This is a genomic window from Bacillus sp. DNRA2 (assembly GCF_012843265.1).
GTDB lineage: Bacteria > Bacillota > Bacilli > Bacillales > Cytobacillaceae > Bacillus_BU.
In genome coordinates this window covers 244,486-264,938 of sequence record NZ_JABAIT010000001.1, presented here as the reverse complement: position 1 = coordinate 264,938, position 20,453 = coordinate 244,486, and the positions used below count along the sequence as shown (strand labels likewise).

The 20,453-nt window shown below is 40.1% G+C and carries 20 protein-coding genes and 1 pseudogene; 11 read left to right on the top strand and 10 right to left on the bottom strand.

The window, feature by feature from the left end:
- Positions 1–45 precede the first annotated feature (45 nt).
- On the bottom strand, positions 46–279 hold the full coding sequence (locus tag HHO41_RS01215) for a CsbA family protein (protein WP_169095245.1): 234 nt from the start codon (positions 277–279) through the stop codon (positions 46–48).
- Between the two features lie 225 nt (positions 280–504).
- Here HHO41_RS01215 and HHO41_RS01210 point away from each other — a divergent pair, with 225 nt between their 5' ends.
- Together HHO41_RS01210 and HHO41_RS01205 are read left to right on the top strand one after the other, a co-directional pair.
- The gene (locus HHO41_RS01210; protein WP_169094990.1) at positions 505–1,257 is read left to right on the top strand and encodes an alpha/beta hydrolase; all 753 of its coding nucleotides are present in this window, start codon (positions 505–507) and stop codon (positions 1,255–1,257) included.
- A 69-nt stretch (positions 1,258–1,326) separates the two neighbouring features.
- A complete protein-coding gene (locus HHO41_RS01205) occupies positions 1,327–1,479 on the top strand; it encodes a hypothetical protein (RefSeq protein WP_169094989.1) in 153 nt (50 codons plus the stop codon).
- 61 nt (positions 1,480–1,540) lie between these two features.
- Here HHO41_RS01205 and HHO41_RS01200 read toward each other — a convergent pair whose 3' ends face one another.
- The 5 genes from HHO41_RS01200 to HHO41_RS01180 form a co-directional block, all read right to left on the bottom strand.
- The gene (locus HHO41_RS01200; RefSeq protein WP_169094988.1) at positions 1,541–2,038 is read right to left on the bottom strand and encodes a QcrA and Rieske domain-containing protein; all 498 of its coding nucleotides are present in this window, start codon (positions 2,036–2,038) and stop codon (positions 1,541–1,543) included.
- Between the two features lie 148 nt (positions 2,039–2,186).
- On the bottom strand, positions 2,187–4,418 hold the full coding sequence (locus HHO41_RS01195; RefSeq protein ID WP_169094987.1) for a heavy metal translocating P-type ATPase: 2,232 nt from the start codon (positions 4,416–4,418) through the stop codon (positions 2,187–2,189).
- Positions 4,419–4,499: 81 nt separating this feature from the next.
- Positions 4,500–4,706 (bottom strand): copper chaperone CopZ, encoded by a 207-nt coding sequence (gene copZ / locus HHO41_RS01190; protein WP_169094986.1) that lies wholly within the window; start codon positions 4,704–4,706, stop codon positions 4,500–4,502.
- Positions 4,707–4,722: 16 nt separating this feature from the next.
- Positions 4,723–5,040 (bottom strand): metal-sensitive transcriptional regulator, encoded by a 318-nt coding sequence (locus tag HHO41_RS01185; protein WP_169095244.1) that lies wholly within the window; start codon positions 5,038–5,040, stop codon positions 4,723–4,725.
- A gap of 238 nt (positions 5,041–5,278) precedes the next feature.
- Complete coding sequence (locus tag HHO41_RS01180) at positions 5,279–6,598, bottom strand: MFS transporter (RefSeq protein WP_169094985.1); 1,320 nt, start codon at positions 6,596–6,598, stop codon at positions 5,279–5,281.
- A 348-nt stretch (positions 6,599–6,946) separates the two neighbouring features.
- On the opposite strand from HHO41_RS01180, the gene HHO41_RS22270 reads away from it, so the two are divergent.
- The 6 genes from HHO41_RS22270 (at position 6,947) to HHO41_RS01145 (ending at position 13,992) form a co-directional block, all read left to right on the top strand.
- On the top strand, positions 6,947–7,348 hold the full coding sequence (locus tag HHO41_RS22270; RefSeq protein WP_282434254.1) for a PCYCGC motif-containing (lipo)protein: 402 nt from the start codon (positions 6,947–6,949) through the stop codon (positions 7,346–7,348).
- Between the two features lie 251 nt (positions 7,349–7,599).
- Positions 7,600–8,331, top strand: a complete 732-nt coding sequence (locus HHO41_RS01165) for an urease accessory protein UreH domain-containing protein (protein WP_169094982.1) — start codon at positions 7,600–7,602, stop codon at positions 8,329–8,331.
- Between the two features lie 102 nt (positions 8,332–8,433).
- Entirely contained in the window at positions 8,434–9,120 is a 687-nt protein-coding gene (locus HHO41_RS01160) for a response regulator transcription factor (RefSeq protein WP_169094981.1), read from the top strand.
- Positions 9,120–10,484: a sensor histidine kinase gene (locus HHO41_RS01155; RefSeq protein WP_169094980.1), complete on the top strand. Its 1,365-nt coding sequence runs from the start codon at positions 9,120–9,122 to the stop codon at positions 10,482–10,484. Before HHO41_RS01160 ends, HHO41_RS01155 begins: the two co-directional genes overlap by 1 nt.
- Before the next feature lie 135 nt (positions 10,485–10,619).
- Positions 10,620–11,333 carry a hypothetical protein gene (locus HHO41_RS01150; RefSeq protein ID WP_169094979.1) on the top strand — a complete coding sequence of 238 codons (714 nt, stop codon included), beginning with the start codon at positions 10,620–10,622 and terminating at the stop codon, positions 11,331–11,333.
- Between the two features lie 193 nt (positions 11,334–11,526).
- On the top strand, positions 11,527–13,992 hold the full coding sequence (locus HHO41_RS01145) for a heavy metal translocating P-type ATPase (RefSeq protein ID WP_169094978.1): 2,466 nt from the start codon (positions 11,527–11,529) through the stop codon (positions 13,990–13,992).
- 563 nt (positions 13,993–14,555) lie between these two features.
- Here HHO41_RS01145 and HHO41_RS01140 read toward each other — a convergent pair.
- The 4 genes and pseudogenes from HHO41_RS01140 to HHO41_RS01125 form a co-directional block, all read right to left on the bottom strand.
- A complete protein-coding gene (locus HHO41_RS01140) occupies positions 14,556–16,358 on the bottom strand; it encodes an urease accessory protein UreH domain-containing protein (protein WP_169094977.1) in 1,803 nt (600 codons plus the stop codon).
- A 154-nt stretch (positions 16,359–16,512) separates the two neighbouring features.
- Complete coding sequence (locus tag HHO41_RS01135) at positions 16,513–17,442, bottom strand: cation diffusion facilitator family transporter (protein WP_169094976.1); 930 nt, start codon at positions 17,440–17,442, stop codon at positions 16,513–16,515.
- 186 nt (positions 17,443–17,628) lie between these two features.
- A pseudogene (locus tag HHO41_RS01130) lies at positions 17,629–17,943 on the bottom strand (redoxin domain-containing protein); the annotation flags it as partial.
- Positions 17,944–17,958: 15 nt separating this feature from the next.
- Positions 17,959–18,123 (bottom strand): hypothetical protein, encoded by a 165-nt coding sequence (locus HHO41_RS01125; protein ID WP_169094975.1) that lies wholly within the window; start codon positions 18,121–18,123, stop codon positions 17,959–17,961.
- A 174-nt stretch (positions 18,124–18,297) separates the two neighbouring features.
- Here HHO41_RS01125 and HHO41_RS01120 point away from each other — a divergent pair, with 174 nt between their 5' ends.
- The 3 genes from HHO41_RS01120 (at position 18,298) to HHO41_RS01110 (ending at position 20,281) form a co-directional block, all read left to right on the top strand.
- Positions 18,298–18,567: a hypothetical protein gene (locus HHO41_RS01120; protein WP_169094974.1), complete on the top strand. Its 270-nt coding sequence runs from the start codon at positions 18,298–18,300 to the stop codon at positions 18,565–18,567.
- A 156-nt stretch (positions 18,568–18,723) separates the two neighbouring features.
- Positions 18,724–19,659: a cation diffusion facilitator family transporter gene (locus HHO41_RS01115; protein ID WP_169095242.1), complete on the top strand. Its 936-nt coding sequence runs from the start codon at positions 18,724–18,726 to the stop codon at positions 19,657–19,659.
- 112 nt (positions 19,660–19,771) lie between these two features.
- A complete protein-coding gene (locus tag HHO41_RS01110) occupies positions 19,772–20,281 on the top strand; it encodes a DoxX family membrane protein (protein ID WP_169094973.1) in 510 nt (169 codons plus the stop codon).
- Positions 20,282–20,453: the final 172 nt, after the last annotated feature.

Here is a 20,453-nt window from a genome sequence, read left to right as displayed (position 1 = left end):
TGGGTCAGAAAAAAACCACAGCTAAATAGCTGCGGTAGTGGATGATTATGTCTTTTTTCTATTTTTTTGGATCATAAGTGAGCTGTACCAAAATCCGACTGTTAGCGAAAAGGCGTCCACAATGATTAGCCACCATGTATCCGTGTAGCCCTTATAAACTGAAGCTGCAATTAATGCAACTGATAGGATTAAGCCAATCACATGGTTATAAGTGACCCGTGATAATAATACAACAACAATTCCTGGCAATAATAGCGCAGACAAATACTTTACCACCATTGCAACACCTTCTTTCACTACAACAACTCTCTAGTAATAATAGAATAACCCCTAAAACCAGTAATTGCAAAGGCTTTGATGTTAGTGCCGCACACAATTCCTACTTTTCTTATATGAATTATGAATTTAGTATTGTATTCAACCTTTATTGCAGTTATAATAAAAAACAAGAAAATTCGAACCTTACTTGAGACAATCTCAATTATTATAGGAAGTGGTGTGAAAATGAGTATTACAAAAGCTAAGATCATGAATGGCGCAGAGTCATTTTTCCTTAAAGGGAATAAAATAGGAATTGTTTTATCACATGGTTTCGTCGGTACTCCACAAAGCGTTCGTGAGGTCGGGGAATTATTGAATCAATATGGTTACACAGTATTAGCACCACGATTAACTGGACATGGAACCACCATTTCCGATTTTGAAACAGCCAAACATACAGAGTGGCTTAAGGATCTTGAAAATGCTTATTTAACATTAAAAGAAACATGCGAGGAAGTCTTTATTATCGGACAATCAATGGGCGGAGCACTTAGCCTTCAACTGGCAGCAATAAATCCTGAAATTAAAGGTGTTGTCACCATCAATGCAGCACTTCACGTACCAGCATATGATAAATACGCAAACGCCAGTGTGCCTCGGTTTATTCCAGAGGATGCACCAGATATCAAAGATCCGACTGCTGAAGAAATCACCTATGATTCTGTCCCGTTAAGTGCAGTACACGAATTACAAAAGGTATTAAGGCAGACGATTGATAGACTTGGAGATGTGCACAATCCTGTATTGGCTTTAGTATCAGAGGACGATCATGTTGTTCCACCTTCTGATAGTAAACAAATTGTAAAGGAGGTTTCATCGCACACGAAGGCACGGATTTTATTAAAAAATTCCTACCATGTTGCTTCACTTGACTACGATAAAAAATTGATAGCCTATTATTCTCATGTTTTTATAACAAAAATGATAAATAATTAATGCCCTTTGCTAATAAACATATAACGTTCGGTAAATTTCTGATTATGACTAAAGGAGTCTGAAAGCAGAGTGAAACTGTTACAAGAGCGATTTTACTTATTTATTAGCCTATTGGTTACAGCATTGGTGTTTGCGTTCATTATTAGCAATTTTCCGTTTTCCGAAGAGGCTCCGGAGCCTACTCCGGTTGCAGATGCGAGCTTACATAGCGATGAGGAGTAGAAAAGCATTTGGCGAATAGAATAAAGCCGTTACCATATTTTTAAAAGGTAACGGCTTTTTCTTATGCTTCACGTTTCATTGAATTTAATACAGCAATATAAACATCGCCATCTTGAATAATCGATTCAAACGTATCCAATGGCCTAGGAGGTGGTCCTTCAACATTTACACCAAATTCATCATATTGTCCGCCATGACATTTGCAATTAAAGCGAACTCCCTTTTCCTGCATGGCTATTTCTGCATCGCCAGCTGTACAGCCAAGATGGGTACAAATTGGTGACATGATTAATAATGAGCCGTCTTTTTGTTTATTCAAATAAACAAAGCCTGCAACATCCTGTTCAGTCCATGCATCCTTCAGAGTAACTTGATATTCAACTTTTTTCGGAAATTCTCCCTGCTCTAACTCCTTTAATGGACCGAGGTTAGCCATGGAGCTTGTATCAACGACTTTCTCCTTTGATTCGCAAGCAGTCAAGCCTAGAGGCAATAGTGAAACAGCAAAAATCCCTGCCGTTCCCTTCAAAGATTTACTAATAAATTCTCGTCTTTGCATCTATCATCATACCTCCTTGTCAAACCAACAATACCATAATAATTTGGAAAAAAATAGGAGGATTATCCGATTTTTTTATAAGTAGGACAAAAAACTCATTGATAAAAACGAAGGTGATTTGTTCACAACTTTGATTTCAAATAACTAACTATAGCTTCACCTTTTGCAGTCGCAAAGCGTTAAGCACAACCGAAACCGAGCTGAACGCCATCGCTGCTCCGGCTAGCCATGGAGCTAAAAAGCCAAGTGCTGCAACAGGTATACCGAGTGTATTATAGCCAAATGCCCAGAACAGATTTTGCTTGATGTTTTGGATTGTTTTTTTGCTCATATAGATGGCATCCGCAATGCTATTTAAGTCACCACGAATTAACGTGATATCGGCAGCTTCCATCGCTACATCTGTACCAGTCCCAATCGCCATGCCGATGTCAGCTACTGCTAGTGCTGGTGCATCATTTATACCATCACCGACCATCGCCACTTTCTTACCTTTAGCTTGAAGCTTCTTCACCTCGTCAGCCTTACCCTCTGGCAATACCTCAGCAATTACGTGATCAATACCAACTTGAGCAGCGATTGATTTTGCAGTTTGCTGATTATCACCCGTAATCATGATAACTTCTAGACCCATATCTTTTAAGCGCTGAATTGCTTCCTTTGAAGTTTCCTTAATTGTATCAGCAACTGCAACTATGCCAGCATACTTTCCATCAATGGCTACTAGCATCGCCGTTTTCCCTTCTTTTTCTAACGCATCCATCTGATCAAGGGCTGTACTGATTTCAATATTTTTCACCAGCATTAATTTACGCGTCCCGACGAGAACGATTTTACCAGCAACAGTTGCTCTAATACCATAGCCCGGGATTGCTTCAAATCCAAAAACATCGTATAGGCCCATCCCTTTGTCTTTAATACCTTGGACAATCGCCTGGGCAAGTGGATGCTCTGATTGCTTCTCGGCAGAACCGACGATAGCTAAGAACTCCGCTTCCGTATAAGAATGATCCGCAAGAATCACATCCGTCAATACCGGTGTTCCGTTTGTGACTGTTCCGGTTTTGTCTAAAATAACACTAGAAATACGGTACGTCATTTCGAGGTGCTCGCCACCCTTAAACAATATCCCAAACTCAGCCGCTCGACCGGAGCCAGCCATAATCGAGGTCGGTGTCGCAAGTCCCAGTGCGCAAGGACAAGCGATAACGAGCACAGCGATTAATTTTTCAAGCGCCTCGGCAAAATCGAAAGGGGCTACCCAGAAGTACCAAATCAAGAAGGTCACTACGGCGATCCCTACTACGATCGGTACAAACACTCCAGAAATTTGATCAGCAAGGCGTTGAATCGGAGCCTTCGAGCCTTGTGCTTCTTCAACAACCTTAATGATTTGAGCTAAAGCTGTGTCTTTTCCGACCTTGGTCGCTTCAATTTTTAAAAATCCATTCTTATTGATCGTTGCACCGATAACCGAATCGCCAACGGTTTTGTCAACCGGCACACTTTCCCCAGTCAGCATTGACTCATCAATGGCTGACTGTCCCTCGGTAATTTTTCCATCAACAGGAATCTTTTCACCAGGTCTAACGTGGACGATATCGCCGACAACAACCTCCTCAAGTGGAATTTCCGTTTCCATACCATCCCTCTCGACAACAGCATTTTTCGCCTGTAGTCCCATTAATTTCTTAATTGCCTCAGAGGAACGGCCCTTTGCTTTTGCTTCAAACAGTTTTCCTAAAATAATCAATGTAATCAGAACTGCACTAGTTTCATAGTAAAGCTCAACAGTATGAGCCATTCCGTTCAGCGAAAGTATCGACAAGTATAAGCTGTAAAAATAAGCGGCCGAAGTACCAAGTGCGACGAGAACATCCATATTGGCACTACCGTTTTTCAATGCTTTATAGGCACCAACATAAAACTGTTTACCGATAATAAATTGAACCGGAGTCGCAAGAGTAAGTTGGAACCAAGGATTCATAAACAAATCAGGAACATAAATCCACGAAGTAAATTCAAAATGACCGACCATTGCCCATAACAATGGTAACGATAAAATTACCGAAACTAGGAATTTTCTTGTTTGTTTGTTTATTTCACGCTCGCGGTGATCGACTGCTTCCTGATTTTTGGCTTCCTCTTTAAGCTCCGCACCGTAGCCAAGTGCTTCCACCTTTTTGATAATGTCAGCTTTCGTTAGTGCAGCTGGGTTGTACTCTACACTAGCTTTTTCCAAAGCGAGATTGACATTCGCTTTGACGACACCATCAAGCTTATTCAATCCTTTTTCTATCCGGGCTGAACAAGCCGCACAAGTCATCCCGGTAATTTCAAATTCCGATTTTAAGCTTGGTTCATTGAGGTTTTCGCTCATTACTCATCGTCCCCCATACCCCACTTGGGTATATTTTTATCCCGATAAAAGCGCGCTATTTCTAGCACGCCTAATGAATTACTACTCAACATCATAACCTTGATCATCGATTGTTTCTTTAATAGCATCAAGTGTAACAACTTCTGGATTGAATTGAACGTTAACAGTTCCTGCTTTTAGGTCAACCTTTACTGTTTGCACGCCGTTAAGTTCACCAACACTACCTTCAACAGCTTTCACACAATGATCGCAAGACATTCCTGCAACTTTTAAAGTAATATTTTCCATGATGTCATACCCCTCACTATTTTTTCATTAGTCTTTGGATGGTAGTAAGTAGCTCGTCAATTATTTCAGAATCACCCGCATGAATCCTTTCAACGACACAGCTTCGCAAATGCCCTTCAAGCAATAGCTTGGCGACACTGTTCAAAGCCGCTTGCGTTGCGGCAATCTGGGTAATCACGTCATCACAATAAGTATCCTTCTCGATTAGTCCCTTTATTCCGCGAATTTGGCCCTCGACCCGATTTAATCTCGTGATGAGGTTTTTCTTCGTTGACTCGGAATGATGACTTTTACGCTCAGCATCGGAATGACAATTGGATGAACAATCGTTCATATCCACTACTTCACTTTCAGCAGCCTGGCTCGATTCGCCCATCATTTGTATGATGTCTTCAATAATGCTTGCTTCTTGTTGTTTGTTTTTCTTAGGATTTGATTGATCCACAACTTACCTACCTCCCTTACAAATAAATTACCATACCCCCCTGTAGTATGTAAAGCGATTAATTACTATTATTAAAAAAATAAAAATTTGTTCAAGAGGTTTATATACGGGGCAAGGATTTGTTGGATCATGTTGGTCTCCGCTTTCGAAATAAGCTTTCGGGCTCCCAATTGTTAAACGGATGAGAAGGATGCTGAACTGGAGAGGTTCTTACCTTTGGAGCATGCTTTGGGCCATCTGGATTTTGTGCAGCGGTTTGTAATTGCTGGTTGAGCGGCTTCGAGTTTTTTAAAAATAAGACAGCAACCAGTGCCAATATAGTGCCACTGCTAAAATAAAGCAACCATGGTAGATACCCCATTGTGGTACCAACTTCAAGCAGGCGACCACCTGCGAACTTGCCCCCAGCCTCCCCAAGTCCAGACACGACATTGGCCATGGCAAAGAATATTCCGATTAAATCAGCACGTGACAACTGGGAAACCGTACTATCAATCGTTGGCAAAATTAACATCTCACCAAAAATAAAAATGGCTGCACTCAGAACTAAATGAATGAAGGCGCTGGCAAAATAAAGTGAGCCAATCCCGATTCCAATAATGAAAATACCTAATCCTAGCGCCGTAAACGGATGAAGCCGCTTAATAATCCAATTCGTCACGAGCCCTTGTGCAAAAATAACGATGATGCTATTAATCGTCCATACCAAAGCAACATCCTCTGGGTTTGGCAAAATCACTGCAGCTCGTAGCGGAAGTGCAAGTGAGAGTTGAGCATAAAGGGCCCAAATAAAAACACTGACGCTGCCAAACACGATAAATGGTTTATTTTTAAAAACATCTAAATAAGACCCCTTTGGAAGCTCTGGACAGGGTGAATTTCCGCAATTATTCGGAACAAACAGCCAGCTTTGTACGGCAAGGACGGCGAAAATAATCCCAGCCATCCAAAATATCGTGCTAGACGTACTGGTTAAAAAGAAAAACACAATGAGTCCTGAAACAGCGATGCCGACATTAGCGGCAATGCCCCGCAATGAAAATGCCGTCGTTTGATTTTCTTTAGAGGCAAGGGCAGCAATCGCCGCTTTCGTCGATGGTGCATACAAACCATTGCCAGTTCCGATGACAATAGCCATTAATAGAAGCAAGGCATAGGTCTTGAACATCCCAAAACCAATATAGCCAGCGGCAACTAGCAGTGAGCCTAAGCTAATAATTGCCTTTCTACCAATTCTGTCAGCTAGAAAACCACCAAATAAACTGCCAAACTGAAACGAAATCGCGATAGCAGCCAACACAGTTCCGATTTGGACAAGCGATAGCCCGACATGTGCCTGAAGAATAATCGGCAATATCGGGGTAACCATATAGGTTCCTAGATGAAATAATAGTACTCCAATCATGAGCATTAACATTGGTCGATCTAGTTTTAAAAGTTCATTCATGGCCTTCCTCCCAAGCTGGATTCATTGTTTTTATTGTTTGCTAATGATTGGCCATTACACTGGGAAAATTTTATCAAATAGTGATTTTGAAGATGTTCATTGAGGTATGCGAGGTTTCAAAAGACACAAATATGTTAATTTTTCCATTTAAATCTTCATATCATCTTCAAATCTGACTGATATTATTACTATAGTTCCGTTGGAAACCATCCTTCGGTGATGTCATGAAACCGTACCATTTTTATCGTTTCTATTATCTTTATATTGTTATAATAGAAAAACAAACTAGAGATAGGAGGATGCACAGTGAAAAAATATTTTTTCGCAGTCCTGTTAGGTGCCGTTGTTATGGTCCTATTATCTGGCTGTGGTTCTAAAGAAGAGTTAGCTTTAGACTCAAAACACAAGGAACTGCCTGATTTTGTACAAAATGCAAAGGCAGAAGTCCAAGAAGCATATATTATGGCTGCGACATATCCGCAGGCATTAGCATCTGTACCTTGTTACTGTGGCTGCTATGAACAGGATGGTCACATTAGCAATCTTGACTGCTTTGTTGATGGAATGGATAAAAATAACGCCGTTACCGGTTGGGATTCGATGGGTGTCGCCTGAGACATTTGCGTAGTGATCGCCCGTGAGGCGACTGAAATGTATCAAGACGGCAAAGATCTTAAGGAAATTAATAAAACAATTACGGAAAAATACGAATCATACGGTACACCAACGCCAACACCTGTTCCTAAGTAAATTTTTTGGATTTTAGGACAACGAGAAGGATATTGCTTCTTGCATTGGATGTAATGTTTGATAGTTTAAATACTACTATTAAAAGGATGGATTGCTGGTATGGGATACCCTGCCAAAATCTGTCCTTTTTTTAAAAATTCATACCATCAACATATTATCCAATTATAATGGATTGGATATGGAGAATTTCCGTCTGTGGGTTTTACTTTTACTGCCCGCTTTGGCGGGATAAACTAATTGGAGGAACCTTTATGTATGGAATTCTTTCAGATATTAGCAGGATTTTAAGCAGTCCATTCCTCAATATTGTGAATGAACTGAACCAAATTCCGATATTGGCCAGTCTGGTGCTGGGATTGATTGGTGCCCTGGCACCATGTCAGTTAACTGGAAACATTGGTGCAATCACCTTTTACGGAAATCGGAGCTTGCAATCGCGGAGCCAATGGATTGAAATTGGCTTTTTTGTACTTGGTAAAATCGTTGTATTCTCTGGATTGGGACTGGCTGTTTGGTTACTTGGTCGAGAGTTTCAAGATGTTTTGCCTAACTACTTTTCAGTTTTCCGAAAGCTGATGGGACCACTCTTTATCCTAATTGGACTTGTGCTGTTTGGATTTGTGAAAATGAGATGGCTCGATTCTGTATCGAGGTTGATTCCGTTGCGGAAGAAAGAGGGTAAGCTTGGTTCGTTTTTAATGGGCGTTAGCTTTTCGATAGCGTTTTGTCCGACGATGTTTACGCTATTTTTCTTCTCATTAATGCCGATTGTTTTGACCTCCTCTTACGGAGTGGTGCTACCTTCTCTGTTTGCGGTTGGAACATCGTTGCCAGTCTTGGTGTTCGCTGGAATCATCACGTTTATCGGCCTCGATGGGGCTTTGCTAAAAAAGAGCCGCAAAATCGGAAACACCATTCAAAAAGCAGCTGCAATCCTATTTATCATTATTGGTATACTAGACACCATAACATATTGGATGTAAAAAATGAGGTGCCCAAATGAGGTGCCAGGCACCACCCGAATTTTGTCGAATAAAACTAGTTTGGTGCCTGTCACCACCCGAATTTTGTCGAGGTGATTGAGTTTGAAGAATATTTTAATTGTGGAAGATGAAGTGAATGTTGCAACAGTGTTAAAGGGCTATTTGGAGAAGGAAGGGTATCAAGTTTATACAGCTACTTCAGGTTTGGCAGGGCTTGATCTATTTAAAGCTCACGATTTCCAGCTGATTCTACTCGATTTAATGCTGCCCGATATTAGCGGTGAAGAGGTGTGTAAAATCATCCGGCAAAGTTCAAATGTCCATATCTTTATGCTTACGGCCAAAGGTGCGCTCGAAAATCGAATTGAGGGCCTAAATATCGGTGCGGATGAATATTTGATAAAACCATTTAGTCCGCGCGAGCTCACCGCCAGAGTTAATGCATTGTTTCGGAGACTCAATAGCAGCGATGATTCCTCCCAATATTTATTCAACGATGGGGATTTGTTAATTGATTATGATAAAAGAATCGTGAAGCTTCAAGGTGAAATTGTTCCATTAACGCCAAATGAATTTGATATCCTGTATACGCTCGTCGCCAATAAAGGGAAGGTCCTATCGCGCGAACAATTAATAGACAAAATCTTTGGTGCTGATTTTGGCGGCTATGACCGTACAATTGATGTACACATCAAAAACATCCGCAAAAAAATCGAAGAGGATACAAAAAGTCCAAAATATGTTGTAACCGTCATGAAGGTTGGCTATAAATTTGGTGGTGAGCAATAATGCAAACGATCCGTAAACGATTAAGTCTGATGTTTGTCAGCTGTTCAATCGTATCGATTTTACTCGTCACCTTGTTTGTTAACGTGACAGTTACCCGAAAATTCGATGCCTATATGAAGGATATTCAGGACAAGCGCTACCAGCGGATTGTCACCTATGTCCATGAGGAGTACAAACAGGACGGTAAATGGCTTGAAAGCACCGGTAAAGAATTGATGCACGAGGCCTACATGGGCAATTATTGCATCACCGTAAAGGACGCAAATCATAAAGTCATTTGGGGTATGGATTCTCATGACTTAAAAAATCGAGACCATTTGAAATCAATGTTTACTCAGGACAATGGTGTTTACACGACAAAGTCATTTGAAATCAGAGACGAGGATAAAGTCGTTGGTTATGTGGAGATTGGCCAGTATTCCTCCGTGCTTTTATCAAAGGAGGATATTGATTTTAAAAGCTCCATTAATAAAGGAATCATAGCCGGTGGCTTCTTCACCCTCATTTTGACGATTCTTTTAAGTCTTTATTTTTCCAAACAATTCTCGAATCCGATCAAGGACGTTGCCAATATGTCCGTCACGCTGTCAAAGGGAAATTTTGATATTAAATCAAGCTCAGAAAGTAATATTGAAGAATTAGAGAATCTCAGAAACAGCATCAATATCCTTGCTGAAAAGTTGAAGGTTCAGGATTCACTTCGCAAAAAATTAGTATCCGATATTTCCCATGAAATCAGAACGCCGTTAAATGTCCTGCAAAACAATTTAGAGGCAATGATAGACGGAGTCTTTCCCGTCACCACCGAGCGCTTGAACAATTTAAATGAAGAAGTCATTCGCTTTGGTCGACTCATTAACAATTTGAATGTCTTGAAAGAATTTGAGTCGGAAAGTATAAAGATTCATTTGGAAAAAATCAAGCTCGATGAATTTCTTAGCGATATATGTAAGGACTTCTATCTTGCTGCTGAGGCGAAGCAAATTAAAATAGAATACTACATTGCACCTGAACAAAGCTATCTGATTAACGGCGACCGTGACAAGCTAAAACAAGTATTTATTAATCTATTATCAAACGGTCTGAAATTCACAAATCCAAACGGTCTCATTACGTTAAAGCTTTTTAGTGATAATCAACATTATTTAGTTGAAGTGAAGGATAATGGAATTGGCATTAATAAAGAAGACCTTCCATTCATTTTCGAGCGGTTATATCGTGGTGATAAAAGCCGAAATCAAATTGAAGGAACCGGTATTGGGCTAACTATTGTCAAAAACATCTTAGACCTCCACAACGCCAATATCGCCGTTGATAGCACGGAAGGCCAAGGCACTACCGTAACCGTCAAGTTTGAAAAGTAACGCATGAGGCACACTCATGCTTTATTTTTTTAACTGTGACTAAAATTTGAACTTAATCCGTTCTTCATATTGTCTACATAAGATTTCTTTATGCTAATAGAGAAATCATAACAGACACTAAAGGAGCACGATTACATGAAGAAGACAATCGCAACAGCGCTTATCTCAACTGCATTATTAGTTGCCTTTACGGGCTGCAGTCGACCAGTTACAGGAGATAAAGATGCCGACAAAGCACTAGATTCATTTAATAAAATTGTTAAAGCTTATCCGGATAAAAAAGGCTTCCATGATGCCCTAAAACACTGGGGCTTTCAGCTGCCAAGCGGTGAAAAATTTGAATGGAGCAAGGATATGTCCGCAAATAAAGCCGACTTTGCCATGGTTATGCTAGCAGATCCACTCATTGAGGCGGGCCTTGATGTTGACAAGCTTGATAAAAACGAATGGCTGTTTGAACCTGCAGGAAAAGATGACAAAGGCAAAGACCTGCCAAACCGTTTAATTAAGCCTTACAACGTTTCAGACAAAAAACAAGCATCTAACGGTTCTGAAGACTCCATGCGCCGTTTGTTAAAAGCCGATACAAAAATGGTTAGTTATCATAAAGACCAAAAACATTATGCCTTAACGCTTGGCGAAGGCTATCAAGTGCAATGGACTGAAGAGCTTGGAATCAACGATGCGGACATGATTTTCGTTCTTAAAGCTGAACCGCTTGTAAAAGCAGGTTTAGATGTGGACAAGCTTGAAGGTAGCGGCTGGACCTTCCAAGAAGCAACTAAAGATGACATGGGAATGGGTGCTAGCCCAGACCGTATCGTCAAAATCTATGATATCAAGGCATAATTTAATTTTCTAATACCCCCCTTTTAATTAACCACCTCTATCAACGGGGTGGTTATCTCTACTGAAATTAGTAATAACACAATACTGGTTCATTTTTATGATGTGTTAAAGCTTAGTGTTGATTTTTCGCAAGTTGATTGGAGCGGAAATCAACATTCATTTTTAAAAAACAACCAGACTGAGGTGAATAACAGTGGAAAAAAGTTTAAAAATTGGCGGCATGACATGTGCTGCGTGTGCAAAGCGAATCGAAAAAGTGACTAGTAAGCTAGACGGCGTCACTGAATCAAGCGTCAACTATGCCACTGAAAAATTGAGCATTAGCTTTGATGAAACAAAAGTGAGCTTGGCCGACATTCAAGCAAAAATAGAAAAAGCTGGTTATGAGGCACTAATTGAAGCGACGACAAAATCGCTAAAAATCGAGGGAATGACCTGTGCAGCATGCGCCAAGCGGATTGAAAAAGTAACCGGCAAGCTTGACGGAGTCGTTGAATCAACCGTCAATTATGCTACTGAAAAAATAACAATTAGCTTTGAACCTTCCAAGGTTAGAGTCTCTGATATTAAAAAAGCAATTGAAAAAGCTGGCTACAAGGCACTTGAAGAAGAAGTTACTGTCGACAGCGATAAAGAGCGGAAAGAGCACGAAATCAAAGTGCTGTGGCGAAAGTTTATCATTTCAGCTATTTTCACAGTCCCATTGCTGTTTATATCAATGGGCCATATGGTTAAAGATCAATTTGGATTAGAATATAAGCTACCTGAGCTAATCGATCCGATGATTAATCCGTTGTATTTTGGATTGGCTCAATTGCTGTTAGTCATTCCAGTATTGATTGCAGGATATAAATTTTTCACAGTCGGCTATTCTTCACTTTTTCAAAGAAGCCCGAATATGGATTCATTGATTGCCATCGGAACATCTGCCGCTTTCCTATATGGCTTGTTTGCCATTTATCAAATCAATAGTGGCAATATTGATTACGCCTATGATCTTTATTTTGAAGCTGCAGGCGTGATTATCACCTTGATTATGCTCGGTAAGTATTTAGAAGCCGTGACGAAGGGCAAAACGTCAGAAGCGATTAAGAAGCTGATGGGCCTAGCGCCGAAAACAGCGATTATTTTACGAAATGATCAGGAAATTGAAATCTCCATCGATGAAGTTGAGGTTGGCGATATTATCATTGTTAAACCTGGTGAAAAGATGCCAGTTGACGGTGTTGTGATCGAAGGAATGACCTCAGTTGATGAATCTATGCTCACAGGTGAAAGTATCCCAGTTGAGAAGAATATCGGTGATAAAATCATTGGCGCAAGTATTAATAAAAATGGTGCGATAAAGTACCAGGCAACAAGGGTTGGTAAAGATACAGCCTTAGCGCAAATCATTAAGCTCGTGGAAGACGCGCAAGGCACGAAAGCACCAATTGCGAAAATGGCTGACATTATTTCCGGTTACTTTGTTCCAGTTGTCATTTCTATTGCAACTCTCGCTGCGCTAGCATGGTATTTCTTTGCTGGTGAAACCGGCGTATTCTCGCTAACAATCTTTATTTCCGTATTAGTAATTGCTTGTCCTTGTGCATTAGGTTTGGCAACACCTACGGCTATCATGGTTGGTACCGGTAAGGGCGCCGAGCATGGCGTGTTGATTAAGAGCGGTGTTGCGTTAGAGACTGCTCATAAAATTAATACGATTGTATTTGATAAAACAGGAACGATTACCGAGGGTAAACCAAAGGTTACTGATGTCGTTGTAGTTGATAAAAGTTTTAGCGAAGATTATTTATTAGCGATTTCCGCTTCCGCTGAAAAAGGTTCAGAACACCCACTTGGTGAAGCGATTGTAAAAGGCGCAGAAGAGCGCGGGTTAGAGTTTAAGAAATTAGATTTGTTTAAGGCGATACCAGGTCATGGTATTGAAGTATCAATTGATGGAAAAACCGTTCTATTAGGTAATCGCAAGTTGATGGTAGATTGCGGGATTTCACTAGCTGAGCTTGAATCTCTGTCAGATCGATTGGCTAGCGAAGGCAAAACACCAATGTATGTAGCATTTGACGGTGCGATGACTGGAATTATCGCTGTGGCCGATACCGTGAAGGAAAATAGTAAGAAAGCAATTGAGCAGCTTCATAAAATGGGCATTGAGGTGGCGATGCTAACAGGTGATAATCGTCGCACCGCTGAGGCAATTGCCCGTCAGGTCGGAATTGACCGCGTCTTAGCTGAAGTACTTCCACAGGATAAAGCTAATGAAGTGAAGAAAATTCAAAGTGAAGGTCGCAAAGTAGCGATGGTTGGGGACGGAATTAATGATGCCCCGGCGCTAGCCCAAGCGGATATTGGAATTGCAATCGGCTCTGGTACAGATGTAGCGATGGAGTCAGCTGATATCGTCTTAATGCGCAGTGACTTGATGGATGTTCCAACAGCGATTCAATTAAGTAAGAAGACAATTTCAAATATTAAGCAGAACTTGTTCTGGGCGTTTGGTTACAACACTTTAGGCATCCCGGTAGCGATGGGCGTGCTGTACTTGTTCGGTGGTCCATTGTTAAATCCAATCATTGCTGCGGCAGCGATGAGCTTTAGTTCAGTTTCAGTCTTGCTAAATGCATTGCGTTTGAAAGGATTTAAGCCAGCACGATAATTGTAGAGTAGTTATTATAGCTTAGATTTATATGAAACTAGGATGATCAATTTGACCTTCAGAGATTTTGGGGGAGATTGATTATCCTAGTCTTTTTTATTTGGGAAGTGGGATGTGTAGATGATTGAAGAATTGATGAGTTCTTTTTGGTGGGAATATTCTTGGGTTTTGAACTTATGAAGCCTTTATGAGTTCATTCTGATTGGATTACTCTTGGGTTTTGAACTTATGAAGCCTTTATGAGTTCATTTTGATTGAATTTCACTTGGGTTTTGAACTTATGAAGCCTTTATGAGTTCATTCTGATTGGATTGCTCTTGGCTTTTGAACTTATGAAGCCTTTATGAGTTCATTTTGATTGAATTTCACTTGGGTTTTGAACTTAAGAAGCCTCTATGAGTTCATTTTGATTGGGTTTCATCCCCACTGCAGCAGACTTACTACAAAAATGAACAACATAACCTCCCTCCTGAATCCCCCAGACTACACTCCAAAAAACAACAAAATAAAGCGCCAGCGATGATGCCCTCAAGCATCACCACCAGCGCCCTATGCTGCCACAATTATTTACCTAAATACTTGCTTCTCATCGCCTCTAGATCGACTGCATTCAAATCGTTCACTGTCTCTAAGACACCTAGCAACTGTTCATCCTTGTAGAATCCATAAGTATGTGTACCATCACTAGTAAACTCAACATTGACAATACCTTTTTGACCAGAAAACTTTTGCATGATTTGCTGGTTTTCCATATCAACAATTGTGAATTCTCCGTCTGGATTATCAAACTCAGTCAAATCAAACGAGAATTTGGTTAAAACATCTGTTTTTGCGACCATAATTAATGGCTCAAACTCATAGCCAATCCCTTTTACAGTAACAATTTGCTCACTACCAGAACCAACCAATTCTGCTTTTTTCACTAAACGCTCTGTAGCAACCTTCGCTAAATCATCACCATAAATACTAGGCTTTGTTTCAGTCGTTGCGCCTCCGTTAGAAGTCCCGGTAGATGCATCATCACTTGAAGCTGTGCTTTCTGATGCTGATACTTTTCCCAAATCATCAACAACCTTAATGTTTCCGCGAATCATCCCCATCCAGCAACTGAAAGGTAGATCCTTATCCTCTGGAGTAAATTCAATTGTATTTAAGCCACTTTGCAGCTTTTGCTGAATATTTAAATCTGGAATCACAATTGTATTGTTACAACCTGAAAGCTCTTTACCATCAACGATCCATTTAACTGGCATGTCTTTTTGAACATAAATTGTATTAGGATTATATCCGCTATAGGAAGCTGTCATATTAACATACTGAACGCCATCTTTAATCGTTGCTTTTACTCCATTAGCTGAAGCAACGTTCTCTGTTCCAATTCCACCGATTTTCCCCATCAACGCCATCGGGCTCATATTCATTCCTGCAAGGGCCAAGCCGCGATTACCCATGATAATTCCGAGTACGATGATTAAAATCCCACTAAACTTAAGCAATTGTTTTGTATAGCCTTTACTTAACAGACCTGACACAGCACCAAATGCCAACATCAACGGTACAGTTCCTAAGGAGAACATGAACATCGATAGTGCCCCGGCAACTGCCGAACCAGTTCCTAATGCAAAAATCTGCATGGTTTGTAGCGGGCCACATGGCATTAAACCATTGAATAATCCAACCAAAAACGGAGCCTTTGGTCTCGCTTGCATTTTACAAACAGCAGCCGGTAATTTTATTTGGAATTTCCGAAACCAGCTGAAGCCCGCCATATTGAACCCCATCATGACCATGAAGACGCCAGCAAAAATTTGCAGACCAGCTTGTGCTGTTATGGACAGAGAAAACACTGAACCGATTGCTCCAACAATTCCTCCTAGAATCGTATACGACACAACTCTACCCATGTTATAAAATAATGCTGGCTTCATAGCTTCAAATTTGCTTGTTTTCGTTGCTTTATTCAAGCTTTGAGACAGCATGATACCACCGCACATACCGACGCAATGAATCGAGGTTAACACTCCCACCATAAACAAAACCGCATAGGATGCATTTGTCAATTTTGCATCCATATCAAAGCCGCTTGTATTCATACCAAGTAAAGCAACTGCAGCAACGACTACTAAAATACCGATAAATTTGTAGTCCTTGCCCCCATCAGTGGTATATCCAACTTTGTTAATTGCTGCTTTAATTTCAGCCACACTTACAACTTCATCATCGTATTCCAACTCAGCAAATTGCCCACTGAAGTTCGCCTTTATTTTTGTGATGCCAGGTAATTTATTTACGGTCCGTTCCACCCTTTTTTCACAAGAAGTACAGGTCATATCATAAACTTTTATTTTTTCCCTTCTCATACTCATCGAGTTCACTACCTTTTCGTGTATTAAGAATAGAAAAAGTATATGAAATAGTTGTGTTGATGATATGAAGAAAATAGCTTAGAAAGTGAACAATATTCAACAAAAAAGAGGAGAAAATCTTCATCCATTTTCTCCTCTTGCTTCATTCAAAATATTAATTACAAGATCCATGAGGGCTAGCGCAGCCTTGGGCTGATTGCTCGACTTGAATCGTGCTATGTTCAATTCCAAACTCATCATGAAGCAACGATTGAGCCTTCGCCAAAACTGAATCATGGCTGCTTTTTTCATCAATAGAAATATGACAAGTTAGCATCGGCATACCAGATGTAATCGACCAAACATGCAAATCATGAACATCATTGACGTTTGGAATCGTCATTAAAGCCTGTTTAACCTTTTCACATTTAATGTTTGTTGGAGTACCCTCCATTAATATATGCAGAGATTCCTTCGTCACATTCCAACCACTGAATAAAATTAGCACTGCAACAATGATACTGGCAATCGGGTCAGCGATTCCCCAGCCGAAAAAGTAAATGACAAGGGCAGCTGCAATCGCTCCGACAGACCCAAGCATATCACCGATCACATGCAAAAATGCGCTGCGAACATTTAAATTTTCATCCTTATCGCCGCTCATTAAAATAAAGGCAGCACCAATATTTACTAATAATCCAATCACCGAAATGGTCAGCATCCCTAAGCTTTGAATTTCTGGTGGATTCAAAAAGCGCTGATAGGCTTCAACAAAAATATAGATTGAAATGATTAATAATGTTATCCCATTCAATCCAGCCGCAATAATCTCAAAGCGCTTATAGCCATAGGTCTTGTTAATTGTTGCCTTACGCTGGCCAATTTTAATAGCAAAAAAGCTTAACCCTAGAGCAACTGCATCACTAAGCATATGTCCCGCATCGGACAGTAAAGCTAAGCTATTCGTCATCACTCCACCTATTACTTCAACGACCATAAACGTTGCAATTAAGACAAAGGCCCAAAATAAGGCACGTTGGTTACTCGTGTGATGGTGATGATGACCATGCTCGTGGGAGTGACCGTGGTGATGATGATGCCCCATAGTCATTACCTCCTTAAAAAAATGCTAAATACTGAAAATTGATAACTCTTTAACCTTATGTTATTCAAACAACCGTTTGATTGTCAATCACCTTTTACGGAAATATCAAATATTTATTTTTTGCATATTAAAAGCCGGACATTGTTCAATAAGCGAACAACATCCGGCATATGAAAAATTCAGTCATTATTTAGTAATCTGTTCTGCAGCAAAAGAAATAATCCCTTCTGCCTCATTTCCAAATGGGTCAACGACTTCTGAATGAAGTACATTGCCAGCTTTATCAAGTACTGCGAAGCCACGTAAGGATTTTGGTGCACTCTTATCGACCATTTCTGCTTTTCTAATTAATTCTAAATCTTCATCAGAAACGAGCGGATAATCAAGGTCAAGCTCTTCCTTCAATTTTTTATGATCCTTTACTGAAGCAACACTAACCGCGTAAACATTCCCAGGAAATTTCTTAAAGAGTTCCTTTTTATTTTGCAGCTCGACCAGCTGCGATTTACAGTAGTCTCAAGTGTTTCCAGTAAAGAAGAAAACTAATGCCGGCTGATCCATATTTTCAAATGTGATATCTTTGCCTTTGTCATCTTGAAGTGTGATCGGACCATCATTGCCACAACCGGTTATAAATAAACCGATCATTAATAGTAGCCCTATCATGATTGTTTTGCGCATTGTTATCCTCCTTTTATGTATTCCTTTTTAGTATAGAATTTGCGAACAGGTTTTTTTTATGTAATTTCTGAAAGTTATGTTGCAATATAAGTCGCTTCATTATTTTGTAATAAATAATTTGCTTATCAAGCACGGTTTTTCACTTATAATTAACCTACGGAGGTTGATTAACATATGAAAAAAATCATTATTTCGATATTATTTGTCTCGACCCTATTTGGACTGGGTGGAGCAGTTTTGGCCAATACAATAGATGTAGAAAAACGAGTTCAAATCGAAACAAATGTGGCTCAAATGGTCGAAAGTTGCAAGGAATTTATGGGCTTTGAAACTGAAAATGGAGAGCAACCGAGAAAAACATGCAATATGGAAGGAACAAATCAACAAATTTTAAACCAAGAAGATCCCTGTCTGACTGAGGGGCAAGAAAAAGTTATTGATTAATTTCTCCAAAACCGCTAATTGTTGGCGGTTTTTTTATTTTAATTAAAAAAGGGAATACTAACGAAAATTCTTTTTGGAGGATTAACTCACGTGGAGCATACTGCACATCAAGATAACCTTATTGCGCTTATTAAGCGAGGAAATAAATCATCAGCAATGGCTATGGCCGGTAATACGGTAATTGCCGCTACAAAAGGCGTCGCAGCTGCAATGAGTGGAAGTGGTGCCATGTTCGCTTCCGCCATGCATTCATTAGCAGATGCTGTCAATCAAGGCTTTGTGTTTATCGGCAGTATTTTATCAGAAAAAAAACCAACTGCTCGCTTTCCAACAGGATTTGGGCGAGTAATCAATCTCTTTTGTATGATCGCTGTTATTGTCGTCACGATTATGGCCTATGAAACCATTTTAGAAGGCTTCCACTTAATTCAGCATCCAGCTAATGTTCATGGGGGACTTTTGCTGAATATCGCCGTCCTGTTGGTCAATTTAGCGATTGATGGCGCCATCCTAGTAAAAGCGATGAAGGAAATCAATGCCGAAACTACATCTGGCGCTACAGGCATCGGTATTTTTTTGGGATCCTTTAAAAATGTTCGTAGAGCTGCCCCAGCAACAAGATTAGTGTTTTATGAAGATCTAGTCGCCGTTTCCGGTGCACTGCTTGCCTTAGTCGCTGTTGTCGTCACTGCGCTTACAAACTTTAATGCACTTGATGGCCTAACCACAATTTTAATTGGCTTACTGATGTTTGGAGTTGGCTTTCGCGTTGGATTTGATAATATGGTTGGTTTAATTGGGGTCGCTGCGCCAAAGGATATCGAAGAGAAAATTGTCAAAATGATTTTTAGTGATAAGGATGTCACTGATATTAATAAAATCAGAATTACCCAGGAGGGGCGCTACTATCATGTCGAAAGCTATATCGAGCTCACACCTGGCCTTTCCTTGGCAGATGCAGATGACATTAAATTCCGAATTCGCGATCATTTAATTACTGATCCAGATATTGCCGATGTAACCATTGGAATTATTGAGGACAATGGTGTGAAGGATTGGCCACCGTTACTACGAGAAGATGTGGTGAAATAGTGATTTTCGATTCTCTAAATTATATTTAGAGGTGTGCATAAAAAACAAGCCAGAATCAAATAGTAAGAAATGATAAAACAATTCTATAAATTGAAAGGAAGGGAAATAACGTATGGTTAATTTTTTGCGAGAACACATAGTTGCCTCAATTATATTAGCTGTAATTCGTATATATTTAGGCTATAACTGGTTAACTGCTGGATGGGGAAAATTAACTGGAGGTTTTGATGCTTCTGGCTTTTTAAAAAATGCCGTCGCAAATCCTGTAAAAGGCCCGGATGGAAGTGTCGTTTATCCATGGTACGTTAGCTTTTTAGAAAATTTTGCTCTCCCTAATGTTGGCATTTTTAATACGATTGTTCCACTAGGAGAGTTCTTGATTGGCCTTGGCTTACTGCTAGGTTGCTTAACAACAGCTGCAGCATTTTTCGCCTTGGTGATGAACTTCTCGTTTTTCTTAGCTGGAACTGTTTCTCACAACCCATCAGATATATTCTTTGGCTCAATTCTGTTATTTTCTGGTTACAATGCAGGACGGTTTGGCTTAGACCGCTGGGTGATTCCGTTCATTCGTAGAACGCTCTTTAGAAGAGGCGACGATGTAGCACCACGAACAACTTAGGAAATGCAGCAGAATCTCGCACATGAGCGATTGGCACTAACCTCCAGATCCTGATAATCTGGAGGTTTTTTGCAAAAAAAGAACAACGAGAAGCTTGGTTCTCATTGTTCTTTGGTAGTGAATAGTTTAATGTATGCAGCTCAGCATAAAATCGTGTCGAATTTTGCGATTT